The sequence below is a fragment of the Acidobacteriota bacterium genome (assembly GCA_028875725.1).
Classification (GTDB): Bacteria; Acidobacteriota; Thermoanaerobaculia; order Multivoradales; family Multivoraceae; genus Multivorans.
Window position 1 is genome coordinate 1,058,400 of the sequence record JAPPCR010000006.1, and the last position, 24,904, is coordinate 1,083,303.

Sequence of the window (24,904 nt, forward strand, 5' to 3'; positions counted from 1 at the left end):
TACCCGGTGCGCGGCGGACCGGCGGCGCAGGGGGTAGAGTCTGCCGGTCCCGCTGACGCGGTCTCCGGTGCAGGGGACCGGAAAGGAGACTCGTCCGTGATCTGGCCTCAACGAAGAAACGGCGCCGCGGCGGGGGTGCGGATCGGTCTGCTCGCCGCGCTGGCGACGGCGTTCGTCTGGCCGGCCGTCGGCGCGGCCCAGACCGCACCGACGGCCGCGGCGGTGCCGGTCGAGGAGTTCGAACTCGACAACGGCATGCGCTTCCTGCTCGTAAACCGCCCCGAACTGACGACGGTGGCGGCGGCCTGGGTGGCTCACGTCGGCTCCGCCGACGAGCGGCCGGGGATCACCGGCCTTGCCCACTTCTTCGAGCACATGATGTTCAAGGGGACGCACACGATCGGCACGAAGGACATCGAGCGCGACCTCGAGATCATCGCGGAGCAGGAGGCGGTCCAGGAGCGGATTCGCGCCGAACTCCGCGAGCAGCGGCGGCGCTGGCGCCTGGGTGAGATCGACGATCCGTACGATCCCGACCACCGCACCGACACCCTGAACGCCCTGCGCGCGGAGTTCCAGGAGCTCGTGGAAGAGCAGCGGAAACTCATGGTCAAGGACGAGCTGGACAAGGTCTACACGGACGGCGGCGGCACGAGCCTGAACGCCTTCACCAGCTACGACTTCACCGTCTACATCAACCAGTTGCCGGCGAACCGGCTGGAGCTCTGGTTCTGGCTTGAGTCGGACCGGCTGCTGAACCCGGTGTTCCGGGAGTTCTACGCCGAACGCGACGTCGTCTACGAGGAACGGCGCCTGCGTACCGAGTCGACGCCGACGGGGCGCTACGACGAGCAGGCGGACGCCATGTTCTGGCAGTCCCATCCCTACAGTTGGCCGGTCATCGGCTGGGCGTCCGACCTGGAGGTGATCAGCAAGGCCCAGGCCGACGAGTTCTTCGCGACCTACTACGCGCCGAACAATCTGAGCGCGGTGCTGGTCGGGAGCTTCGATCCGGCCGAGGTGCGGGAGCTGGCGGAGCGCTACTTCGGCCGCCTCGAACGGGCCGAGCGGCCGGCGCCCGATGTCGTCACGCTCGAGGCCGAGCAACTGGCCGAGAAGCGAATGACGGCCGAGTGCGACTGCCAGCCCCAGGTCCAGGTGCGCTACCACGCCGTGCCGTTCGGCCACGGCGACGGCTACGCGCTCGACGTCGTCGCGGGCGTGCTGAACGGCCGCACCGGGCGTCTCTACGAGCAGATCGTGGAGGGCTACGAGATGGCGTCCAGCGCCAGGGCCGTCTACGAGGCACGCAAGTATGCCGGCGTCTTCGAGCTGCGCGCGGAGACGAAGGGAGATGCCACTCCCGAACAGCTCCTGGCCGCCTGGGACGGGATCGTCGCGGAACTGATCGCCGAGCCGGTGCCGGAGGACGAACTGGCCAAGGTGAAGAACAGGGTTTCGGCCGACACCTACCGGCAGCTCCGGGATCCGTTCTTCCTGATGATCCAGTTGGCGATCATGGACGCGCTCGGTGACTGGCGCTACCTCAACACGGTGGCGGAGCGCACGAACGAAGTCACCGCGGAGGACGTGCAGCGCGTGGCGGCGAAGTACTTCGAGCCATCGAAGCGCCTGGTCAGCCTGTACTACCGCAAGGAGGGAACCGAAGCGACGGAGACGCCGGCCGAGCTCGAAGCGCTGCCGCCGGAAACGCGGACGGCGCTCATGTCCCAGGCCGAGGCGATCGCCCAGATCGAGGATCCGGCCCAACTGGAGATGGTCCTCCAGCAGATGGAGGCCCAGGCTGCCCAGGTGCCGGAAGAGATGCGCCCCGCGCTCGACTGGATGCGAGGCGTGATCGAGGAACGGCTGGCCGAGTTGCAGGAAGATGGGGGAGGTGAACAGTGAGCGGACGCGTCCTTGTGAGAGTTCTGGTTCTCGTCGCTCTCTGTCTCGGCCCGGCGTCGTCGGCTGGCGCCCAGGGCAGTGCCGAGATCGTCGCGCATCCCAGTGAACTGACCTACGGCCCCCTGGACTTCGAGCTGCCGGACGCGGACGGTCTTCGCCACGAGCTGGCAGGCGGTGTTCCCGCCTACCTCGTTCCGGACCGTTCGCTGCCGCTGGTCGACATCGCGGTGCGGTTCCGCATCGGCTCCTGGCTGGAGCCGGTCGAGCAGACCGGGCTGGCCTCCCTGACCGGCGAACTGATGCGGACCGGAGGCGCCGGCGAGCTGGAGGCGAAGGCCTTCGACGAGGCGGTGGAGGCGGTTGCCGCGAACTTTTCGGCGTTCATCGGGAGCACCAGCGCCGGGATGTCGATGAACTGCCTGTCGACGGTGCTCGACGAGTGCCTCGATCTCTTCTTCTCCATGCTCACCGAGCCCCGCTTCGACGGCGACCGGCTGGACCTGGCGAAGGAGAACGAGTTGGAGAGCCTCAAGCAGCGCAACGACGATCCGGTCGATGTCGCGGGCCGCGAAGGCCAGTGGCTGCTCTACGGGCCCGACCACGTGGAATCGCAGTTCGTCACCGCGGCCTCGCTGAACGCGGTCGGCCGCGACGACCTGGTCGCGTTTCACCGGCGTTACGTCCATCCCGGTCACATGGTCGTGGCGGCTGCCGGCGACTTCGACAGCGACGAGCTCGCGGCCAAGCTCTCGGCGCTGCTCGCCCGCTTCGAGGAAGAGGGCCGCGACCAGGCCCCGTGGCCTCCGCGGTCGGCGGCCTATGAGCCCCCGCCCGGCGTCTACGTGGCGCAGCAGGACATTCCGCAGGGCCGCGTGCAGATCGGCCACCGTACGTTCCAGCGCGAGGACTGGGGCAATCCCGATCACTTCGCGCTGGCGATGATGGACGGTGTCCTCGGCAACGGCGGCTTCACTACGCGCTTGATGAAGAGAATCCGCTCGGACGAGGGCCTCGCCTACGGCGCCTACTCCAGCTTCGGCGTCGGCAGTTTCTGGCCCGGCAATCTCAGCATCACCTTCCAGTCGAAGAGCGAGACGGTGGCCTTCGCGGCGAAGATCGCGCTTGAGGAGGTCGCCCGCATCCGGACGGAACCGGTGCCGGCGGACGAGCTCCAGACCGTCAAGGCGTCCGCGATCGAGACCTTCCCGGGCAACTTCGAATCGGCCCTGGCCGTGGCGCAGATCTTCGCCCAGGACGAGTTTCTGGGCCGGCCGCATGACTACTGGCGCACCTACCGGGCGAACGTGGAGGCGGTGACGCCGGCGGACGTCATGCGCGTGGCCGAACGCCATCTGCTAGCCGACAGGCTGGTCATGTTGATCGTTGGCGACTGGGAGGAGATCGAACCGGGCGACGCCGACGGCCGCGCCACGATGGCCGAAGTAGCGGGGAAGATCGGCGGCGGCGTCACGATGCTGCCGGCGCGCGATCCGGTGAGCCTGCGAGTGGTGGAGCAGTGAGACCGGAGCCCAGGTGGCCGTCGGTGAACGGAACGTGATCGTTTGCAGGCTCTAGACAGCTTCCTGGAAACCGTCGTCGGCTACGCCTGGGGCATGCCCCTGGTCGTCCTGCTGATCGGCTCGGGCGCGTTCTTCTGCCTCTACGTGCGGCTTCGGCCGCTGTTCCACATGGGCCACGCGACCGCGGTGACCCTGGGCAAGTACGACTCGCCGGACGATCCGGGTCAGATCAGCCACTTCCAGGCCCTGTCGACGGCGCTGGCGGCCACGATCGGCGTCGGCAACATCGGCGGCGTGGCGATCGCGGTGACCCAGGGCGGCGCCGGGGCGGTGTTCTGGATGTGGGTCGCGGCCGTCGTCGGCATGGGCACGAAGTTCTTTTCCTGCACACTGTCCCAGATCTACCGCGGCCGGGACGAACGGGGCGCGCTTCTCGGCGGGACGATGTACACGATCGAGCTCGGCCTCGGGAAGAAGTTCAAGCCGCTGGCGATCATGTTCTGCACCTTCGGCCTGTTCGGCTGCCTGCCGATGTTCCAGAGCAACCAGGTGGCGGAACTGCTGAACGCCCAGTTCGGACTTGATCCGATCCTGACCGGCGTGGGCTGCGTGGCCCTGGTGGCGCTGGTCGCCTTCGGTGGCGTCGAGCGGATCGGGGCGGTGACGGGACGGTTCGTGCCGGTCATGTGCGTCCTGTACCTGGGCATGGCGCTCTGCGTGCTGTTCGTGCGCTCGGACATCGCGGTGGAGGTGTTCGGCCGCATCTTCCGCGAGGCCTTTACCGGCACGGCGGCGGCCGGCGGCGCGATGGGGATCGGTTTCCAGCAGGCGATGATGATCGGCGTCCGCCGGGCCGCGTTCTCGAACGAGGCCGGCCTCGGTACGGCGCCGCTCGCCCACGGCGCGGCGAAGACGAACGAACCCGTCCGAGAGGGTCTCGTGGCGATGCTGGGCCCCTTCATCGACACGATCGTCGTCTGCTCTCTCACCGCCTTCGTCATCCTCTCCAGCGGCCTGGAGACCGTCGGGGAGATCAGCGGCGTCTCACTAACGGCGGACTCCGTCGAGAGCGCCCTCGGCGCGCCCGGCCGTGCCCTGCTGGTGCTGATCGTGATGATGTTCGCCATCTCGACGATGGTGAGCTACTCGTACTACGGCAAGCGCTGCTTCGCCTACCTGTTCGGCGCGAAGCGCGACGGGCTCTACACCTGGTTCTACCTCCTGGGCATCTTCGTCGGCGCCTGGTGGAGCGCCAGCATGGTGATCAACCTGATCGACACCGCCCTGGCCCTGATGGCGGTGCCGAACCTGATCGCGACGCTGCTCCTGGCGCCGAAGGTGAAGGCGGCTGCGGTGGACTACTTCGACCGGCTGCGGGCGGAGCGAAGGGGCTCCCCGTAGAGAGCGGCCCGCACCGCAGTAGAGTCCCGCGACATGGGAAGAGCGGGCGGCGGGGTTGCGGTCTGCCTGGTCCTGACCGCCGTTCCGGTGGAGGCGGTCAATCCGTGCGACGTCGACTTCGGGCAGCCGGTACAGGAGGTTCCGCGCGAGATTGTTCTGACCTGGGACCTGCCTCCCGCCGGCAAGTGGCGAGTCGTCCGGAAAGAAGTCGGGCGGCGAGTGCGTGAGGGTTGCGGCGTCGGTTCCATCGACGTGCCGTTGCGGGCGGTACGTCAGGTCATCGATGCCGCGGCGGAGTTCGACGAGTTCATGCCGCGCATTCTCGAGTCCGACGTCGAGCCGGTTTCGGCAGGGGTCTACCTGAACCGGCAGACGCTGGACATGCCGTTCCCGGTGGAGGATCGGCGCTACACGGTTCGCGTGGAAACCGGAGCCATCGGAACCGGCGTCGGTGCGGGCTGGCAGGCCCGTTGGACCTACGTGGAGGGATCCGGGAACATCCGGGAGAGCAGAGGGTCCTGGACTCTGATTCCGGTGAGCGCCGATCGCACGGTCGTTGTCTACCGACTGCTGACTGACCCCGGTGGTCGTCTTCCGGCCTGGGTCGTCGACTATGCGGCGCCACGCACTCTGCGGCAGGTGCTCAACGCGGTGCGTGATCGGGTGCTAATCAACTTCAGTCGACGTCAGCCAGCACGATGACCACGTTCTGGCCGCCGAAGCCGAAGGCGTTGACCAGGGCGACGCCGGTGGGGTGGGCGCGGGCCCGGTTCGGCACGTAGTCCAGATCGCAGTCCGGGTCAGGCCGTTCGAGGTTGATCGTCGGGCAGATCGTCCCCTCCTCGATCGTCTTCACCGCGGCCAGAGCCGACACGGCTCCGGCCGCGCCGAGCATGTGGCCGACCTGGGATTTCGTCGCTGTTACCGCTACGTGCCGGGCGCGCTCACCGAGGGCGGTCTTGATCGCCAGCGTCTCGGCGACATCGCCCAGAGGCGTGGCGGTGCCGTGGGCGAACACGGCGTCGACTTCGCCGGGATCCGTACCGCCCGACTCCAGCGCCCGATTCATCGCGGCGGCCGCACCGGAGCCACCGGGCCGGGGCGCGGTCAGGTGGTGTGCGTCGGCCGTAACCGCGCCGCCGCGCACCTCGGCGTAGATGGGGGCGCCCCGTCGCTCGGCGTGTCGCTCGGTCTCGATCACGAACGCGACGCCGCCCTCGCCGAACACGAAACCGTCTCGGTCGGCGTCGAATGGTCGGCTCGCGGCTGGGGGATCGTCGTTGCGGGTCGAGAGCGCCTGCAGGCGCGAGAACGTCGCGATGATGAGCGGCGTGATGCCGGCCTCGGCGCCTCCGGCGATGACCGCGTCGACCTCGCCAGAGCGCAGGAGACGGTAGGCCTCGAGCAGGGCGTAGTTGCCGCTCGCGCAGGCCAGGGTCGAGGTTGTGGTCGGTCCCGTGATTCCGAGTTCGATCGAGATCAGGCAGGAGACGGCATTCGGCATCACGTCGGTGACCAGGAAGGGGTTCGCCTGCTGCGGTCCCCGGGCTACGAGCCTGCGCGTGCCGCTTTCCATGCTCGCCAGACCGCCGCCGCCGGTGTTGAAGGTGATGCCGTAGCGATGGGCGACCGCGGAGTCGATCGCGAGGTCGGCGTCGTCCACCGCCTGCTTGGCCGAAGCGACCGCGAAGTGGGTGGCGCGGGCGAGGCGCCGCGCCGCCTTGCTCTCGAGCCACTCCCTGGGCTCGAAGTCGCGCACCTCGCAGGCGATCTTCACCTTGAAGCCGTCCGTGTCGAAGGCGGTAATCGGGCCGGCGCCCGAGTCGCCGGCCTTCATCCGGCGCCAGAACGTATCGACGTCGTTGCCGACAGGGGTCACGGCGCCGAGCCCGGTGATCACGATCCGGCCGTTGTCCGTCGCGGGCATCGCGCGAGGATAGCGCCGCTCCCTGCGCTACGCTCGCCGTTCGCCACCCGCAGGAAGCCCTGAACAGGGAGTTTGAGTATGAGTCGAGAGCCCGTCGTACGGCTCGCATCGGTTGCCGCGGCGCTTCTGGCCGCTTTCGGGCCGGCGCTTCACGCGCAGTCCGGCGAGGACTTCGTCCCCGTCACGGACGCGATGCTCGAGGATCCCTCCCCCGGCGACTGGTTGCACTGGCGCCGGACGCAGGACGGCTGGGCCTACAGCCCGCTCGACCAGATCGACCGGGAGAACGTCGGCGAACTGACCCTGGCCTGGTCGCGCGGACTGGAGGAGGGCAGTCAGCAAGGGACGCCGATCGTCTACGACGGCGTCATGTACTACCCGAATCCGAGCAGCGTCACCCAGGCGATCGACGCGGCCACCGGCGACTTCCTCTGGGAGTACAGGAGGCGGATCCCGAGGGACATCGCCACCTACGTCGGCGGGCTGGAAACGGTCAACCGGAGCATCGCGATCTACGGCGGCCTGATCATCGACACGGCCAACGACGGTTACGTCTATGCGCTGGACGCGCTGACCGGTGAACTGGCCTGGGAGACGGAGATTGTCGACTACGAGACGGAGCCGGCCAGGCACTCGACCGGGCCGATCATCGCCGCGGGCCGGGTGATCTCGGGCCGGAGCTGCCGGCCGCATCGGGGGCCCGAGGCGTGTTTCATCGCGGCCCACGATGCCGTGACCGGCGAGGAGCTCTGGCGTCGCCCGCTGATTCCGGGACCGGGAGAGCCGGGCAATGAGACCTGGGGGGACCTGCCGTACGAGAACCGGCACCACGTCGGGTCCTGGATGGCGCCGAGCTACGACCCCGAGCTCGAACTCCTGATCGTCGGCACGTCGGTCACGTCGCCGGCGCCGAAGTTCCTGCTCGGCGGCCACGAGAAGCGGCACCTCTACCACAACTCGACCCTGGCTCTCGAGGTCGCGACGGGCGAAGTGCGCTGGTACTACCAGCATCTGAACGACCACTGGGACCTGGACCATCCTTTCGAGCGGCTGCTGGTCGACACGGCCGTCGCGCCGGACGCGGAGGTCGTACCGTGGCGGAACCCGCGGATCGAGGCGGGGGAGACGCGCAGGGTGGTGACCGGAGTGCCGGGAAAGACGGGCCTGGTCTACACCCTCGACCGGGAGACCGGCGAGTTCCTCTGGGCGCGGTCGACGGTGCCGCAGAACGTGATCGAACGGATCGACGGCGAGACGGGCGCAGTCGTCGAGAACCCGGAAGTCGTGTTCACCGAACTGGAGCAGGAACGCCTGATCTGTCCCTCACTCCTCGGTGGCAAGGACTGGGAAGCCGGCGCCTACAGCCCGCTGACCAACGCGATGTACTACCCGCTCCGGAATCTCTGCTCCCAGATGACGACCCGCGTCGGCCGCGGCGCGATGCACTACGCCCTGGTCAACGACACCCAGTTCGCGCCCGGAAAGGAAACGCTGGGTACGGTCTACGCGATCTCAGCGGAGACGGGCGAGACGCTGTGGCTCCACGAACGGCTGCCGGTGACGATGTCGCTCGCCACGACCGGAGGCGGCCTCGTCTTCGGCGGCGACGTGGGTGGCCGCTTCTGGGCGCTGGACCAGGAGACCGGCGAGGTGCTCTGGGAGATCAACCTCGGCTCCTCGGTGACCGGCTTCCCGGTCAGCTACGAAGTGGACGGCCGCCAGTACGTGGCGGTCGGCACGGGCGCGGAGGGCGGCACGACGAGCACGTTCCGGCGGCTGACGGCGGAACTCAATCCGAGTTCGAACAACACGCTGTTCGTGTTCGCGCTGCCCTGACGTCAGGGTGGTGCGCTACGCTCGTTCCAGTCCACCAACAGCGCGTACCAGGAGGTCGAGAATGATGACCCGAGCCCTCTCCCTGTGTGCAGTGATCAGCCTGCTGCTCGTGCTGAGCCTCGCGGCCGAGGACATTCCACGCACTCCAAGCGGCCGGCCGGACTTCTCCGGCAACTACGACCTCTCCTTCCTGACGCCGCTGGAGCGCGATCCCCGGTTCGGCGACCGGGAGTACTTCACCGAAGAGGAGGCGAAAGCGATTGCCGATGGGATGGTTGCGGCCAACGCCCGCGATCAGGAAGTCCGTGATCCCGACCGGGACGTGATCGCGGGGCGGTCGGAGGACGGCTACCGGGGAGTCGGCGCCTACAACGCCTTCTGGCTTGATCGTGGTACGGCTGCCTTCAAGGTCGACGGCAAGTACCGGACATCGGTGCTCACCGATCCGCCGAACGGTCGGTTGCCGCCGCGAACCGAGGCGGGTCAGGCGCGCTTCGACACACTGCCGCCCTTCGGCTATGAGAACACGGGCACGGCCTGGTGGCTGGAGAACGGGGACGACCCCTACGACGGGCCGGAATCGCTCACCCTCGGCAACCGCTGCGTCTTCCACCAGGGATCGACGATGCCGATCGGTCCGAGGGCCTACAACAATCTGAAGACGATCGTCCAGACCGACAGCCACGTCGTCATCCTGATCGAGTGGATGCACTGGGCCCGGATCGTGCGGCTTGGGGCGGAGCACATTCCGGAGGACTACCGCTCCTACGCGGGCGACTCGATTGGCCGGTGGGAAGGCGACACCCTGGTGATCGAGACGAGGAACCTGCTGGGCGACTGGGGCTTCCACCGGGAAGGGGCCCATGTCGTCGAGCGCCTACGCTTTCAGGACAAGGACACCCTGTTCTACGAGTACACGGTCAACGACCCGGAGTTCACCGTTCCCTACAGCGGGTCGCTGCCTTGGCCGCGCACCGACGATCTCCTCTACGAGTTCGCGTGCCAGGAGGGGAACTACTCGATGGGCAACACGCTCCGCGGCGCGCGGTACCTGGAGCAGCAGTACGTCGAGAAGCACGGGCGACAGTAGTCGTTGGCGGCACGGCGAGGCTGTACAGGCGGATCGGCTCGGGGTTGACCCCATTCGCCTAAGGTGACAGGGTTCGCCTTCATTCCGTTCAGACAACTCGGCGTCTGCCGAAGAGGAGTATGGCCAACGTCATGAAACTCGGAACAAGCGTGTCTTCTCGATTTGCCGTGGCCGTGGCCGCGGTTCTCGCCGTGGCGGTGGCGCCGCTCGCGGCCCAGGACTTCGAGCCGCAGCGGCTGTCGGACGGTCACCCTGATCTGAACGGCATCTGGCAGGCCCTGAACGAGGCGAACTACGACCTCGAGTTGCACATGGCCCGCGCCGCCATGCAGTTGCGCGAGGGCCCGCACGGTCCGCTGCCCGCGGCCGAGGTGCTCAACTTTGGCGCGGTCGGCTCGGTACCGCCGGGCATGGGCGTGATCAAGGGCGGCGGGAAGATCCCGTACACCGACGCCGCCATGGCGAAGAAGATGGAGAACATGGCGAATTGGTCCACTCGCGACCAGGAGATCTACTGCTACCTGCCGGGCGTTCCGCGGGCCACCTACATTCCCCAGCCATTCCAGATCTTCCACAGCGAGAACGCGATCTTCATCGCTTACCAGTACGCCGGCGCGGTCCGGGACATCTACCTGGAGGATCCGAAGCCCGCTCAGATCGACAGTTGGATGGGCATGTCGTACGGCCGTTGGGACGGCGACACGCTGGTCGTCGAAGTCAATGGTCTGCTCGCCAAGGACTGCGCTGAGCGACCGGAAGACATGGCCGGCTGTGGCGGCTGGCTCGACCGCTCGGGCAACCACTACAGCAACCAGTTGACGGTGGTCGAGCGGTACACGCTGGCCGGTCCCAACCACATCCACTACGAGGCGACGCTGACGGACCCGCAGACGTACACCGAGCCGTGGACGATCGAAATGCCGCTCTACCGGCGGATGGAGCCCAACGCTCGGCTGATGGACTTCCGCTGCGTCGAGTTCGTCGAGGAGCTGATGTACGGCGAGTACCGGCGGAGCCCGCTGCCCCGGATGAAGCTGGTCGAGTAGAAGAGCACCGCAGGGCGCCGCCCTCAGGGGCCGGTCGCCTTGGCGGCGAAAGCGAGGTTCAGGCATGCGCGAATCCAGACTCAATGTAGCTGTAACCCTGCTTGCGCTGGTCGGATTCGTCGCGCCCGCGTTTGCGGCTGGCGACGAGGATGTCCCGCGCACTGCCTCGGGGCGGCCCGACCTCACCGGGCACTACGATGTCGCCACGTTGACGCCGTTGGCGCGGCCCCCGGCGTTTGGCGACAACCTCTTCCTGACCAGGGAAGAAGCAGACGAAAGGGTGCGGCAGGCCGCGTTCTTGCGGGCCGCGAGTTCGCGTGACAGTGACCCGGACCGCGAGGCGCCGCCGGACGGCGGCGACGGCTCGCCGGGCGCCGCCGGCAACGTCGGCGGCTACAACTCGTTCTGGATCGACAACGGCACCGACGTGTTCGAGATCGACGGCAAGTTCCGGACCTCCATCATCACCCATCCGAAGAACGGCCGGCACCCGCCGCTGACCGAAGCGGCCATGGAGCGCAATGCCGCCCGGCGCGGTTTCTGGCGCGCCAACACGGGCGAGGCCTGGTGGCTTGAACGCGGCGGGGTCGGACCGTACGACGATCCGGAACTCCGGCCGCTGGCGGAGCGTTGCCTGCTGGGCTTCAGTTCGACCGCCGGGCCGCCGATGCTGCCGGCGCTCTACAACAACGTGAAGCGCATCGTCCAGACCGAGGACCACGTGATGATCCTGGTCGAGATGGTTCACGACGCGCGCGTCGTCCGGATCGGCGGCGAGCACTCGCCGGCCGGGGAGCGTCGCTGGCTTGGCGACTCCATCGGCTGGTGGGAGGAGGACACCCTGGTCATCGAGACGACGAACTTCGGTGACCGCACGGGGCTCCGCGGTGGCACCCGGGATATGCGTACGGTGGAGCGGTTCTCGGTGAACGACAAGGACAGCCTCCTGTACCGGTTCACGGTCGAGGACCCGAACACCTGGACCGAGTCGTGGAGCGGCGAGTACGTCTGGCCGCGCACGGACGCATTGCTGTACGAGTACGCCTGTCACGAGGGCAACTACGCCCTCGGCAACATCATGCGCGGCGCCCGACTGTTGGAGGAGGACGCCCTGGCCACGGCGGGCGCGGCAGATTCCGGACAGTGACCCCAGCCGATCCTGCTAGAGTCGGTTGACAGGTTCTGGAGAGTGCGTCGCGGAGCGCGGCATCAACTGAACGAAAGCCCACGGGTAACACCTACATCACAACCGAGGAGTGAGAGACGTCCATGAGTAAGCGAGCCATGATCATCACGGGGATCGGCGTCGTCGTCGCGGCCATCGCGGTGGCGGTGCCCCTGGCGGCGCACCACGCGTTCGGCGCCGAGTTCGATCCCAACCGTCCCCTGCTGCTGAAGGGCCCGGTCGTCAAGGTCGAGTGGGTCAATCCGCACACTTGGATCCACATGGAGCACACCGAGGAAGACGGCACGCAGCACGTCTGGATGGTCGAGGGCGGCACGCCCAACACCCTGCTGCGGCGCGGCCTCTCCCGGGACGACCTCCAGCCCGGCACCGTCATCATCGTCGACGGCTACCAGAGCAAGGACCGCTCGCGGCGCGCGAACGGCCGTGACGTGACCTTCGAAGACGGCAGCAAGATCTTCATGGGTTCCTCGGGTACCGGCGCGCCGCGCGACGGCCGCGACCCGACCGAGCCGCCCCGGTAAACCACTGGGCATCCGGCGCGTAGCGCCGGCTTCCGGGACCGGGGCGTGACCCCCGCTCCCGGGAGCCACGCGCGGGCCATCAGCCTTCCTGACGCCTCAGGCGCGCCGCGTGCCGCCTGAGGCGTTTTGCCGCCGGGGCAAGGGAGGAGCCGGCGGAGAACAGGCCCCCCAGCAGCAGGACAATCACGACAACGTCCCACAGGGGACGCTGGTGGTAGAAGCCGGGAAAGTCCAGGCGATGGAGTCCACGGTAGAGCCAGCGGTCGAGCCGACTCTGCCGGTTCTCGGTGTGGACGATGCGGCCCAGTGCCGGGTCGAGATAGAGCCAGGTGCCGGCCGGGTCGTCGAAGCGCACCCGCAGGACGGGCAATGCCCGGCGGCGATACCGGCGGTCTTCGTAGTAGGCGTCATACTCCGGTAGTACCACCGCGTCGACGACGTTCGACTGAGGGAGTGCCGCGGCTGCGGCCGCCAACAGCTCGGGTTGGCCGAAGCGGCGCGGAGTCCCGTCCTCGAGCGAGACGAGGCGGTGTTCGAAGGGTTGAACGGCCGAAAGGAAGCCGAGGGGACCGCTCGCGTAGGAACCACCGTAAGAGCGCCCGCCGCCGGGAGGTCGGTAGGCCAGTGCGAGAGGTTCGCCGGCGAACTGGAGCAGCTCGACCTCGCGAGGCGGGAACGAATCCGCGATCGACCCGGCCGCGGTGCGGATGGAGTCCAGCTCGAGCCGGTGAAGCGGTACCGCTCCGCCGGCCACGGCGGCCTGCTGCCCGGGACTCGTCGTTCTTCCGGCCTGCCAGCCGAACGGGTCCATCGACAGGGCGCCACTCAGCACCCAGGTGAAGGCGGTGGCGCCGAACGCCAGCCCGCTGTAGTGGTGCCAGCGCATCATGCCCCGGTACGGTGAGCGCTTTCGCCTGAGCCGCAGAAGCCCTACTACCAGACCCGAGAGAGTCAGGACGCAGCCCAGGCTGGCCGTCCAGACGATCAACTGGTACCAGAACGTCGAGTGGGTTCTGAGGGGTGTGAAGTACAGCCAGTGGAAGACGGCGCCCGCGGCGCCCCAGAAGCGGGATCCGGACGTGGTGGCCATGACCACCTCGGCCGTGCGGTCCGAGACGTAGAGCACCTCGTTGTCCGCCCGGACGCGGTGGAGCGGCAGCAGGCCGCGGATCTGCAGGGACCACTGGTCGGGACGCGTGAGGTAGCCGTCGTATGCGAGGGGGACTTGCGGCGCCGCCGCCGGGGGAGCGTCCCCAGCCTGATAGGAGGAGGCGATTGCGAGCGCCTGGCCTTCGGATACCTGGAGCAGCGGGCTGCCGGTGTCCGCGTAGATCGCGGTCCAGCCGGAGGCGGTGCGGAAGCGGTAGACCGGCCGGTCGCCGGCCATGCCGAGGCGGACCCGGACCGCGGAGAGATCTTCGGCGTCCAGACCCGCCGCTCCGGCGGCCCGCGCGGGGCCGACCCGCACCGAGTCGAGATCGAGCGGGGGCAGGCGGTCCAGGCGGTCGCCGGGATCGAGCGCCGGCATCCGTGCGTACATCATGACCAGGGCCGAGGCAAACCAGACCACGAACAGCAGGTTGCCGGCGATGCCCAGCCAGCGGTGGAGGAGGATCAGCGTGCGCTTCAACCCGGTCTTCCTCCGAGCCGACCCAAGGGAACCTCAGTCGGGCCTACTGCCGGAACTGGTTCGGATCGTTGGCCCAGTACTGTGCGTGGCAGCCGGCGCAAGCGAAGTAGACCTGCTCGCCGGTGTCGAAGATGCCCTGGACGTCGCGGGCGTCGGCCGCCTGCATCGCGGCGTCGCCGGCGTCGATCAGGTCCCGGCACCAGGCGACCCAGTCCTCGTCGTCCATCTTGCGCCGGTCCATCATCATCAGGTTGCCCGACTCGGCGACCGTGACCGCGGCGTTGCGAACGAGGGTCCACTCCTCATCGGTCTCCGGTCGTATGTACTCCTCGCCCTCGGGCGTGAGGATCCAGCCGACCGAAGCCCAAAGGTGGTCGGCGGCCGGTTCCATGACCGAGGCCATCAACAGTCTCGTGCCGGCGACTTCGCGGAACGGCGGTCCGGTCTCGCCGGCCGCGCACGAGGCGAGCGCGAGGGCCGCGACAATGCCTGTCAGGACCAGGAACTTGCGGGCGTGAGCCATGACGGGCGGGGAGTGTAGCGGAGTAGCGGACTCCCTTTGCTCAAACCGCCGTCCTCCAGACGTCGCCGTGGGCGGTGATTCTCACCGGGTTGGACAACGGCCAGTGGGCGCCGACGATCGGGATTCCCGTGTCGCTGAAGCGCTCGCAGAAGCTCCGGCGCGTGGCGATTGCGACGTCGCGGTCGATATCGGCGATCGAGCACCACTCCGGGTGCGTGCACTGCGAGGGGTGGTGCATCACGTCGCCCGCGATCACGCCCTCCTCGTTGCCCGACGACACGGCGATGCTGCAGTGGCCCGGCGTGTGGCCGGGCGTGGGGAAGAACTGGAGCTCGGGGTTGATTTGGTGGTCGCAGTCGACGAGGTCGACCAGACCGGCCTCGAACACCGGCGCTACCGAGTCGCCGAAGACGTCGCCCCAGTTCGCTTCCCCCTCGTCTCGCCAGTACTCGAACTCGGGCCGCACCATGACGTAGCGGGCGTTGGGGAAGGTGGGCACCCACTCGCCGTCGACCTTCATCGTGTTCCAGCCCACGTGGTCGATGTGGAGATGGGTGCAGACCACCAGGTCGACCTTCTCGCGAGGGAAGCCGGCGTCGCGGATCTCCTGGAGGAACGGCCCGTCGAGCTCGTTCCAGGCCCGCAGGGCGCGCTTCTTGTCGTTGCCGACGCAGGTGTCGACGACGATCTTGAGCCCCCGCGACTCGACCAGGAAGGCCTGGATGATCATCTTGAGCCGCTCGCCTCCGGGCGTCACGAAGTGCGGCTCGAGCCAGTCCAGGTCCGGCGCGAGATTCTCCGGCGTGGCGTCCGGCAGCAGGAAAGAAGCCGGTACCGGGTAGTCGATCTCGATGATCGGGGTGATCGAGACGTCGCCGATCTTGATGCCCATGAGTACAGGTCTCCTGTCGTCGTGTGCCCGGTTCAGGAGCCGCCGGTCAGCGCGTGAGCCAGGCGAACTTCTGCGGCTTCCGCGAGGCCTTTGGGTCGATCAGCACGTTGACCAGCGCCGGTCGGTCTGAAGCCAGCGCCTTGTCCAGCGTCGGGCCGAGATCCGCCACCTTCTCGACCAGGTAGCCCTTGCCGCCGAAGGCTTCCATGACGCGTTCGTAGCGGGCGCCCAGGGTGTAGGTGGACGGCGGCAGCGGCTTGCCCGGGATGTACTCGCTGACGCCGCCGCCGATGCCGTTGTTGTTGATGACGACGAAGGTGATCGGCATGTCGTAGCGGCAGGCGACCTCGACCTCCATGCCGGAGAAGCCGAACGCGGAGTCGCCCTGGACGCAGATCGTGCGCCGGTCCGGATGGACCACGGCCGCCGCGATCGCCAGCCCCGTGCCCACGCCCATCGTGCCGAAGGTGCCGGCGTCGAGTCGCTTGCGCGGCTCCATGTTCGGCAGCACGGTGCGGGAGATGTCCATCGTGTTCGCGCCTTCGGCAACCAGCATGTCCTGCGGCTCCAGGCGGTCGGCGATCTCGCGCAGGGCGCGGTAGTAGCCCATCGGCTCGCTGTCGTCCTCGAGCATCGCCTGCACCGCGGCCTGGTTTTCCGTCGCGCTCTCGCGGAGCTTGACCAGCCACTCGTTGTCCGCCGGCAGCGTGAAGGGTTCGGCGTCGAGCGCCTCGTTCAACTGCGCGGTCACGGCCCGCGCGTCGCCGACCATGCCGACCTCGGTCGGTACGTTCGTGCCGATCTCCTCCGCGTTGAGGTCGATCTGGAGCACGCGGATGCCCTTCCTGAACCGGGGCGGCATCCCGAAGTGAAGGATCCAGTTGAGCCGCGCGCCGATCAGCAGGATGACGTCCGCGTTCTGGAGCGCGAAGGAGCGCGCCGGAGCGACGAGATGGGGATCGTCGTCAGAGACGACGCCCTTGCCCATCGGCGTCGGCAGCACGGGAAGGTTCGTGCGCTGGACGAAGCGGCGCACTTCCTGCTCCGCGCGGGCGTAGGCCGCGCCCTTGCCCACGATGACCAACGGGTTCTTCGCCTCGCGCAGAACCGCCACGGCACGCTCGACGTCCCTCGGATCGGCGAGAGACGTCGGCGGCTCCGGGCAGCGAGGGGGTTGCTCGACGTCTTCCTCGTCGACCTGGGCGGTCAGGACGTCGTTGGTGAGGTTCAGGTAGGAGGCACCGGGACGACCGTAGATCGACGTGCGGACCGCCTGCTCCACGTAGAACGGCGCCCGGTGAGCGGCGTCGATCTCCGCCGAGTACTTCGAGAACGGCCGCGCCGCCTCGACCTGGGGGCACTCCTGGAACGCGCCCTGGCCGTTCTGGTAGCGGTCGTTGGCGCCGCCGAGCAGGACCATCGGCCAGCAGTTCTTCTCCGCGTTGGCGAGGCCCGCGATGCCGTGGACCATGCCGGGACCCGACACGGCGAGGCAGGCTCCGGGGCGCCCCGTCAGGTAGCCGACCGCGCCCGCGGCGTAGCTGGCGGCCTGCTCGTTGCGGAAGCCGTAGTACTTGATCCCCGCCTGCTGGGCTGCGTGGGCAACCCCGTAGACGGGGAAGCCGACGATGCCGAACATGTAGTCCACGCCCTGCTGCTTCAGGCTCTGGGAGATCAGGGCGGCGCCGGTGGTGGTCGTCATCTCGTAGCGGTCTCCTGGCCGTCGGTGGCGGGAGCGGGCACTGCGCCCAGCACGCCGTCCGCGCGCAGCCGGTCGATTTCAGGTTGGGAGAGGTTCAGTTCGTCGGCCAGGACGCTGTCCGTGTGGCGGCCAAGCAGCGGGGCGGCCTCGATCTCGACCTGGCTGTCGCTCAGGTTCATCGGGGAGCCGAGGACCCTGACCGGTCCCCTGATCTCGTGCTCGACGGTGCGGACGAAGCCGCGTTCCGTGAGGTGCGGGTCGGAGAACAGGTCGAGCGTGTCGAGCACGGCACTCGCCGGCACCCCGGCCGCGCCGAGGATGGCCATCGCTTCGTGCTTCGTGCGGTGGCCGGTCCACTCGGCGATCACTTCGAACAGCTCGTCGGCGTTCTCGTGCCGCAGCTTGGGTGTGGTGTAGCGCTCGTCGTCGGCAAGGTCCCGGCGATCGATCGCTTCGCAAAGCGCCTGCCACATCCGGTCGTTGACCACGAGCATGTAGACGTAGTCGTTCGGGCCGAACGGCTTGCAGGGGTACATGTTCATCATCGCGCCGCGGCCGGAGCCGCTGCGCGGGGCCGCCTTTTCGCCGAACTCGCCGCCCATCGCGACCGCCGTGCGCATGAACCAGGTCACCCCTTCCTGCATCGACATCTCGACCAGTTGGCCCTTGCCGGTGCGCAGCTTGTTGGCGTGCGCCGCGCACAGCGCCAGGGCCATCAGCACACCGGTGCCGCAGTCGCCGATCGTCGTGCCAGGGCGAAGCGGCGGCCCGTCCGGGTCGCCGGTGATCGACATCGCGCCTCCGGCGGCCTGGGCGACCGGGTCGAAGCACTTGTAGTCGCTGTAGGGCCCGCTGTTGCCGAACCCCTTGATCCGGCCGTAGATCACCTCGGGGTGGACCTCACGCACCGAGTCGTAGTCGAGGCGCAGCTTCTCGACCACGCCGGGACCGAAGTTCTCTACCAGGATGTCGAACCGGGGTGCGAGCTTCAGCAGCAGTCCGCGGCCCTCGTCCGTGGCGAGATTGATCGCGATGCTGCGCTTGTTGCTGTTCCAGTTGAGGAAGTACTCGGAGTCGTCCGTGCTGCGTCCACCAGCCAGACCGCGCCCCGGATCGCCGGTGCCGGGACGCTCCACCTTGACCACGTCGGCGCCCAGCCAGGCCAGGGCCTGGGTACAGGACGTACCGGCTTCGTACTGCGTCAGATCGAGAATGCGCAGACCGTCGAGTGCTGGCATGGTTGCCCTCCTGGCTGTGCGTTGCGCGCGCAACGATAACCGGTAGGGGCCGCCAGGCACATCCGTGGGTTGCGGGTTGTTGATCGGTGGGCGAATGCCGCCCGCTGGCCGAGTCGCAGGAGCGAAGCAGCGAGGCCCAAGGTGGGCGACGAATCGAGAGATCGCGCGGATATCGCGAAAAAGATCCGAGTTAGGTCTGAAAGATCACACTTAGCGGTTATCGTCGCCTTCCGATGATCCGTTTCGATTCCGTGATCGTGGGAAGCGGTTTCGGCGGTGCCGTCGCCGCGTGCCGGTTGGCACAGGCCGGCGAACGAGTGCTGGTCCTGGAGCGCGGCCGTCGCTGGAACGAGAGGACCTACCCCAGCGTGACGGGGCGGAACTGGACGTTCGATGTCGACGAGCCGGAGCGCCAGAACGGCTGGATGGACATCCGGTGGTTCAAGGACATGGCGGTCGTGCAGGGGGCGGGCGTCGGCGGCGGCTCCCTGATCTACGCGAACGTGAGCGTGGCGCCTCCGCCGGCGACGTTCGATCGGGGCTGGCCTCGGGTCATCGACTGGAACGAACTCGCGCCCTTCGTCGACCGAGTCGGCGAGATGCTGGAGGTGGCCACGATTCCGGAAACGCAGCGCACCAAGCGATGGGGGTTCGTGGAGCGAGGCGCGCGGAAGCTTGGCCACTCGGATCGATTCAGTTCCCTGCCGCTCGCGGTGCGGTTCGACGCCGACTACGATCCCCGCCGCCTGGACGACCCGCAGGACGAGCGCCACGCGGTCACCCGCGTGAACGTGGCCGGTGTGGAGCAGGGGACCTGCGTTCACCTCGGTGAATGCGACATGGGTTGCCGCGTGAAGGCCAAGAACACGCTCGACCTCAACTATCTGGCGATTGCGACGGCGAACGGCGCGGAGATCCGGCCGCTGCACCTCGTTTCGCGCGTCGAACCGTCCGGCGCGGGTTGGCGCGTCCTGTACGACGAGATCGGCGGCGGGTCCCGCAGGTCCAGTTCGGTCGAGGCGAAGCGGGTCGTCCTGGCGGCCGGCTCGCTCGGTTCGACCGAGATCATGCTTCGGTCCCGCTTGGCCGGCGTGAGTGCGAAGCTGGGCCACGGCTGGTCCGCGAACGGGGACTTCCTGACGCCGGCGCTCTCGGAGGAGGACGCGGATCCCACGGTCGGGCCGACGATCAGTGCCTGCATCGATCACACGGACGGCGCCGAGTACGGCGAACACATCTTCATCCAGGACGGCGGAATGCCGAACCTCCTTCGCACCAGCGTCGGGAGCTGGCATAGCCGCCTGCCGAAACGATGGCAGAGGCGGATCCAGCCGCTCAAGGACTGGGCGGACGAGACCGGACCGCTGGACAACTTCATGCCGTGGTTCGCGCAGGGCATCGACGCTTCCGACGGGAGACTGCACATGCGACGACGGTGGTTGGGGCTATTCGGTCCTCAGCGTCTGACGCTCGACTGGGACATCGCCCACTCCGAGTCGACGATCGAAGCGATCGTCAAGGCGCACAGCGAACTGGCGAAGGCCACGGACGGCCAGCCGCTCGTGGCGCCGACCTGGACCTTCTTCCGCGACCTGATCACGCCGCATCCCCTCGGCGGTTGCAATATGGCGGACGACCAGGACCGCGGCGTGGTGGACCATGCCGGGCGGGTGTTCGGCGCGAAGGGCCTTTGCGTCGCCGACGGCTCGATCGTTCCCCGGGCGATCGGCCGCAACCCGTCACGCACCATCGCGGCGCTGGCCGAACGCGCCGTGGAGCACTGGCTGGCGGACTGAGGAGCGTCATGCGAGCGTTGATCATGGCCGGCGGCGGCATGAAGGTGGGCTTCCAGGCTGGCGTCCTGCAGGTCTGGCTGGACGAGGCGGACATCGCCTTCGACCACGCGGACGGCGCCAGCGGCGGGTGCTTCAATCTCGCCATGTACTGCGAGGGGCGCAGCGGAACCGAGATCGCGGACGCCTGGCGCGACATCGAACCTCTCGGTTCGGTCGACGTAGACATGGGCGACTTGCTGACCGGTCAGGCGCTGATGAGCATGGACGGGTTCCGCGACAACGTGCTGCGCGAGGGGTGGAGCCTGGACTGGGACGCGATTCGCGGATCGTCCCGACTGGGCACGTTCAATCTCTGCAACTTCAGCCGCCAACGTCTTGAGGTCGTCGAGCAGTCGGAGATGGACGAGGACCGGCTTGTGTCGGCTGTCTCGCTACCGATGTGGTTCCCACCCGTGGAGATCGACGGCGACGACTACATCGACGCCGTGTACCTGACCGACGGCAACCTGGAAGAGGCGATTCGCCGCGGGGCGGACGAGATCTGGGCGATCTGGACCGTGAGCCGGGCCGCCAGGTGGCGCAGGGGATTCGTGAACCAGTACTTCCAGATCGTCGAGATAGCCGCCAACGGCAGGTTCTTCGACACCTGGAACCGCATCACGGAGAACAACCAGGCCATTGCCGAGGGCGACGAGGGCGAGTTCGGCCGGCACATCGAGCAGAAGCTCTTGCAGGCGGAAGTGCCGGTCCATTACCTGCTCAACGTCTCGGCCGACCGCATGGCGGAGTCGGTCAACGCCGGCGTCCTGACGGCCCGGGAGTGGTGCCGGGAACACGGCGTGCCTCTTCGCGACGGTGCGCCCGTCGTCGCGCCGACGCCGGTGGAGGAACGAAGTGGCATTTCGTTCACCGAGACGATGAAGGGCCATCTTGCCCGGGTAGAGACGGACCCGGTTCTAGGCGAGCAGTCGCAACGCCGGGAGGCGGCGAGTTTCGAACTGACGATCACAGTGGACGACATCGACGTGTTCGTCCGGCACCCGGACCATGGCGCCCGGGCCACTGGGTGGGTGGAGGTCCCCTCCCTGGGCGGTCGGCGCCCCGTGGAACACGGGACGTTCCAGCTCTTCGTGGACGATGCCGACCCGGAGGCCAAGCGGATGCTCTACCGGCTGTGGTTCCTCGATGCACTCGGCGCCGAGTTCACGCTCCTGGGGGAGAAGATCGTCCGGGACGATCCTGGTTTCGATCTCTGGGACGACACCACGACGCTCTACGTGAGGATCGTGGAAGGTCAGGTCGATGGGAGCGGCGAGGCCGAAGGCCATATGTGGGGCGCGGGCGTGCTGCACATCCGCACGGTCGACTTTCTCAGGCAGTTGTCGACCATGCGCGCCACCGGTCCTGATCTGAAGGCGCAGACCAGCGCCATGGTCAGGTTTGGAAGACTGTTCCTCGGGAAGCTCTGGGACAGCTACGGCAGCCGCATCCTGCCGTTCGGCCCGGCGTAGCGGCGGTTCCCGGAGCAAGCGTGGAACGCTCGGAGACTCCGGCGTGAGCAAAGCCCGTATCGCAACGCTCTGGCTGCCCTTGGTCGGTCTCTTCCCGTCCTTCCTGGCACTCGCCGTGATCGAGAGCCATGTCCACCCCCGAATGGTCGAGTACTGGGTAGGAGACCTGGTCCGGGACCTCGGCTCGAACGCCCGGTTCGCGCAGGGACTCTTCGTGACTTCCACCGTGGTGGCCTGCTACATCGCCGTTTGCTGCGCGCTCCTTGCGTACTTCTGCCTCGGCATTGCGCGCAGTTCCCTGCCGCGGGCCAGGAAGAAGGAACTGGCCTGGACGGCGGTCGTACTCTGGATCGGTTTCCACGGCCTGCTCTACGGCCTGACATTTCTCGACCTGCAACTCTTCGACATCGCCTACGGGGCGCTCGTGCAGGTCTATGGGGCAGCGGGATCTCCCGTCACGGAATCCATGACGGGGCCGATGGTGATTCCGTTCCTGTCCCGCCATCTCCTGTCGGTCCTTATCCCAACGGCGATGGCGGTTGCGGCGGTGTGCGCCGGGTCATGCCATGCGGTCGCCGTCGTGGAATCAGCGGGGCCAGACGAGGGCGACGCGGCCAAGGCGACGACCAGCCTCCTTCACAGCCTGATGGCCATGAGCGGCCTTCTCGTCGCCAGTTCGGTGCTCATCACGGTGTACTTCCACTTGCCCGCCACGCTGTACGCGTCCAGCGAAGCCGCCTCCGCGTATCGGGATTTCGCCGGCGCGCTCAGTGCCTTCTGGGGCGCAATCCTCACCTTGACGCTCGTGGCCGTCTACGTTCCGCCCGCGGTCGGTCTGCGATCGCTTGCCGGCGTCCCGCTCTCACAACTGCTGAACACAGGGCTGGACCGCACATCGGTGTTCCTCGGTTCGCTGAAGAAGTCCGAAGCGGTTGTCGCGGCGCTCGCCCCCTTCCTGGCATCGCTCGTGGCGAACATTCTCTGACGTGGAGGAGGATCGTTGCCGCGGCAGTTTCCGCCGAGCGCCGGTCGGTAGAATCGCCCCCGATGGCCGAGCCCGCCCATGCAGCGCGAATGACGGCGCTTGAGGAACCGCGCGACCGCGGGTAGCCGGAGGCACTCGGATGCAGGTCGCAGGACGTTTCGTCCTCGGGGTTCAGGTCGCGGTTTCGGTCGCCTTCCTGGCGACCCTGTCGTCGCCGGGAACCGCGCAGGATGAGAGCGGAATGGTCGAGTGGCCCGCGTTCGGCAACGGCCCCGACAACACGAAGTACTCGTTGCTCGATCAGATCGACCGGTCGAACTTCCACGACCTCCAGGTGGTTTGGGAATGGGAGTCCCCGTCGACCGCCGTCGCCGAAGCGAACCGGGCGGTCAGGACGGGCCAGTTCAAACCGGTCCCGATCATGCTGGACGGCGTGCTCTACGTCGCCACGGAGGTCTCCCAGGCCGCGGCCATCGACGCGGCCAGCGGCGAGACGCTCTGTTCCTACGATCCCGAGTCCTGGCGCGCCGGCCGGCCGGCGAACATCGGCTTCCAGCATCGCGGCGTGGCCGCGTGGCGCGGTCCGGTCGAACAGGATGGCCGCAGTCGTGACGAGATCAGGGTCTTCCTGCCCACGCATGACCGGCGGCTGATCGCGCTCGACGGTGTAACCGGGGAGCCCGTCGGCAGCTTCGGGGCGAGCGGTCAGGTCGACCTGCTGGCGGAGCGGGGCATGGTGGACTTCGGACGCCGGGTCAACCCGCGCGCCATCACCCACAGTTCGCCCCCGGCCGTGGTTGGCGACACGGTCGTCGTCGGCTCGGTGGTCAGCGACGGACCCTTGCGCCAGGCCGCGCCGCCGGGTCACGTCCGCGGCTACGACGTGCGCACCGGCGAGCTGAAGTGGATTTTCCACACCATCCCGCAGGAGGGCGAGGTCGGAGTCGACACCTGGGAGAACGGCTCCTGGAAGTACAGCGGCAACACCAACGTCTGGAACATGATCACGGTGGACGAAGAGCTGGGCTACGTCTACCTGCCGGTGTCGACGCCGACCAACGACTTCTACGGGGGCCACCGGCTGGGCGACAACCTGTTCGCCGAGAGCATCGTTTGCCTGGACGCAGACACCGGCGAGCGGGTGTGGCACTTCCAGGCCGTCCACCACGGGCTCTGGGACTACGACTTTCCGACGCCGCCGCAGCTCGTGGACATCACGGTGGACGGCCGCGAGATCAAGGCTCTCGCGCAAGTCTCCAAGCAGGCGTTCACCTACGTGTTCGACCGGGTGACCGGGGAAGAAGTGTGGCCGATCGAGGAACGGCCGGTGCCGGAGTCCGACGTCCCGGGCGAACGCGCGTCGCCGACCCAGCCGTTTCCGACGAAGCCGCCGCCATTCGACCGCCAGGGGGTCAGCGAGGATGACCTGATCGATCTGACGCCGGAGCTGTTGGCCGAGGCGAAGAAGATCGCGTCCGGCTTCCGCATGGGGCCGCTCTTCACGCCGCCGAGCACGGGTAGCGGCGTTCTCATGCTGCCGAGCGCCGGCGGCGGGGCGAACTGGCCGGGGGCGGCGGTCGATCCGGAAACCGGTGTGCTCTACGTGCCGTCGTCGACGTCGATCAGCGTCCATCCACTGAGCAAGCCCGATCCCGCGCGCTCGAACCTGAACTACGTCGGCTCCTTCTTCGCCCCCACCGGTAGCCCGGGAGGATTGCCGCTGGTCAAGCCGCCCTGGGGCAGGGTGACCGCGATCGATCTGAACACCGGCGAGCACATTTGGATGACGCCGAACGGCCACGGCCCGAAGGAGCACCCGGCTCTCGCCGGCCTCGACCTGCCGTTGCTCGGCGGAGGCAGCGGAGCGCCCCTGCTCACGAAGTCGCTGCTCTTCGTCACCCAGCGGCGGGGACGGGGCGAGGACAACTCGCCACGCCTCAACGTCTTCGACAAGGGGACGGGGGAGCTGCTGGGCCATGTACCGCTGCCGGATACGCCGCACGCGAACCCCATCACCTACATGGTGGAGGGCAGGCAGTACATCGTCGTCGCGGTGGGAGGCGGTTCGTTCTTCGCCGATCTCGGCGAAATCGCGGAGGATCCCGGCCTGAACTTCAGCGAGGAGCAGATCGCGGCACTGGCGGCCCGGAAGACGACGCCGAAGCTGGTCGCGCTGGCCCTGCCGTGAC

19 protein-coding genes are annotated in these 24,904 nt (G+C 67.9%); 13 read left to right on the forward strand and 6 right to left on the reverse strand.

The window, feature by feature from the left end:
- Positions 1–96: 96 nt before the first annotated feature.
- From OXI49_06350 to OXI49_06365, 4 genes are read left to right on the forward strand one after another with little or no spacing between them, the layout of a single operon-like run.
- On the forward strand, positions 97–1,908 hold the full coding sequence (locus OXI49_06350; protein ID MDE2690120.1) for a pitrilysin family protein: 1,812 nt from the start codon (positions 97–99) through the stop codon (positions 1,906–1,908).
- Between the two features lie 14 nt (positions 1,909–1,922).
- Positions 1,923–3,428 (forward strand): pitrilysin family protein, encoded by a 1,506-nt coding sequence (locus tag OXI49_06355; protein ID MDE2690121.1) that lies wholly within the window; start codon positions 1,923–1,925, stop codon positions 3,426–3,428.
- Positions 3,429–3,470: 42 nt separating this feature from the next.
- On the forward strand, positions 3,471–4,829 hold the full coding sequence (locus OXI49_06360; protein MDE2690122.1) for an alanine/glycine:cation symporter family protein: 1,359 nt from the start codon (positions 3,471–3,473) through the stop codon (positions 4,827–4,829).
- A 33-nt stretch (positions 4,830–4,862) separates the two neighbouring features.
- On the forward strand, positions 4,863–5,531 hold the full coding sequence (locus OXI49_06365; GenBank protein MDE2690123.1) for a hypothetical protein: 669 nt from the start codon (positions 4,863–4,865) through the stop codon (positions 5,529–5,531).
- Here OXI49_06365 and fabF read toward each other — a convergent pair.
- The gene (gene fabF, locus OXI49_06370) at positions 5,506–6,756 is read right to left on the reverse strand and encodes a beta-ketoacyl-ACP synthase II (protein MDE2690124.1); all 1,251 of its coding nucleotides are present in this window, start codon (positions 6,754–6,756) and stop codon (positions 5,506–5,508) included. The genes OXI49_06365 and fabF overlap by 26 nt on opposite strands.
- 78 nt (positions 6,757–6,834) lie before the next feature.
- Here fabF and OXI49_06375 point away from each other — a divergent pair, with 78 nt between their 5' ends.
- The 5 genes from OXI49_06375 (at position 6,835) to OXI49_06395 (ending at position 12,438) form a co-directional block, all read left to right on the forward strand.
- Entirely contained in the window at positions 6,835–8,592 is a 1,758-nt protein-coding gene (locus OXI49_06375) for a PQQ-binding-like beta-propeller repeat protein (GenBank protein MDE2690125.1), read from the forward strand.
- 64 nt (positions 8,593–8,656) lie between these two features.
- Entirely contained in the window at positions 8,657–9,682 is a 1,026-nt protein-coding gene (locus OXI49_06380; GenBank protein ID MDE2690126.1) for a hypothetical protein, read from the forward strand.
- Between the two features lie 131 nt (positions 9,683–9,813).
- Positions 9,814–10,728, forward strand: a complete 915-nt coding sequence (locus OXI49_06385) for a hypothetical protein (protein MDE2690127.1) — start codon at positions 9,814–9,816, stop codon at positions 10,726–10,728.
- A gap of 64 nt (positions 10,729–10,792) precedes the next feature.
- Positions 10,793–11,875, forward strand: coding sequence for a hypothetical protein (locus tag OXI49_06390; protein ID MDE2690128.1), 1,083 nt, complete (start codon positions 10,793–10,795; stop codon positions 11,873–11,875).
- A 122-nt stretch (positions 11,876–11,997) separates the two neighbouring features.
- Positions 11,998–12,438 (forward strand): DUF6152 family protein, encoded by a 441-nt coding sequence (locus OXI49_06395; GenBank protein ID MDE2690129.1) that lies wholly within the window; start codon positions 11,998–12,000, stop codon positions 12,436–12,438.
- A gap of 79 nt (positions 12,439–12,517) precedes the next feature.
- Here OXI49_06395 and OXI49_06400 read toward each other — a convergent pair whose 3' ends face one another.
- Genes OXI49_06400 through OXI49_06420 form a run of 5 tightly spaced genes read right to left on the reverse strand, consistent with a single transcriptional unit; the run spans position 12,518 to position 18,423 of the window.
- On the reverse strand, positions 12,518–14,068 hold the full coding sequence (locus tag OXI49_06400; GenBank protein ID MDE2690130.1) for a hypothetical protein: 1,551 nt from the start codon (positions 14,066–14,068) through the stop codon (positions 12,518–12,520).
- Between the two features lie 43 nt (positions 14,069–14,111).
- Complete coding sequence (locus OXI49_06405; GenBank protein ID MDE2690131.1) at positions 14,112–14,591, reverse strand: hypothetical protein; 480 nt, start codon at positions 14,589–14,591, stop codon at positions 14,112–14,114.
- Positions 14,592–14,631: 40 nt separating this feature from the next.
- Positions 14,632–15,483, reverse strand: coding sequence for an MBL fold metallo-hydrolase (locus tag OXI49_06410; protein MDE2690132.1), 852 nt, complete (start codon positions 15,481–15,483; stop codon positions 14,632–14,634).
- A gap of 46 nt (positions 15,484–15,529) precedes the next feature.
- A complete protein-coding gene (gene oxc, locus OXI49_06415; protein MDE2690133.1) occupies positions 15,530–17,185 on the reverse strand; it encodes an oxalyl-CoA decarboxylase in 1,656 nt (551 codons plus the stop codon).
- A complete protein-coding gene (locus OXI49_06420; protein ID MDE2690134.1) occupies positions 17,182–18,423 on the reverse strand; it encodes a CoA transferase in 1,242 nt (413 codons plus the stop codon). The genes oxc and OXI49_06420 overlap by 4 nt, the downstream gene beginning before the upstream one ends.
- 233 nt (positions 18,424–18,656) lie before the next feature.
- Between OXI49_06420 and OXI49_06425 the strand changes: the two genes are divergently transcribed.
- The 4 genes from OXI49_06425 (at position 18,657) to OXI49_06440 (ending at position 24,903) form a co-directional block, all read left to right on the forward strand.
- Positions 18,657–20,219, forward strand: coding sequence for a GMC family oxidoreductase (locus OXI49_06425; protein MDE2690135.1), 1,563 nt, complete (start codon positions 18,657–18,659; stop codon positions 20,217–20,219).
- 8 nt (positions 20,220–20,227) lie between these two features.
- Positions 20,228–21,730 carry a patatin-like phospholipase family protein gene (locus OXI49_06430; protein ID MDE2690136.1) on the forward strand — a complete coding sequence of 501 codons (1,503 nt, stop codon included), beginning with the start codon at positions 20,228–20,230 and terminating at the stop codon, positions 21,728–21,730.
- A 43-nt stretch (positions 21,731–21,773) separates the two neighbouring features.
- The gene (locus tag OXI49_06435) at positions 21,774–22,715 is read left to right on the forward strand and encodes a hypothetical protein (GenBank protein ID MDE2690137.1); all 942 of its coding nucleotides are present in this window, start codon (positions 21,774–21,776) and stop codon (positions 22,713–22,715) included.
- A gap of 139 nt (positions 22,716–22,854) precedes the next feature.
- Positions 22,855–24,903 carry a PQQ-binding-like beta-propeller repeat protein gene (locus OXI49_06440; protein ID MDE2690138.1) on the forward strand — a complete coding sequence of 683 codons (2,049 nt, stop codon included), beginning with the start codon at positions 22,855–22,857 and terminating at the stop codon, positions 24,901–24,903.
- The last annotated feature ends 1 nt before the right edge of the window (position 24,904 follow it).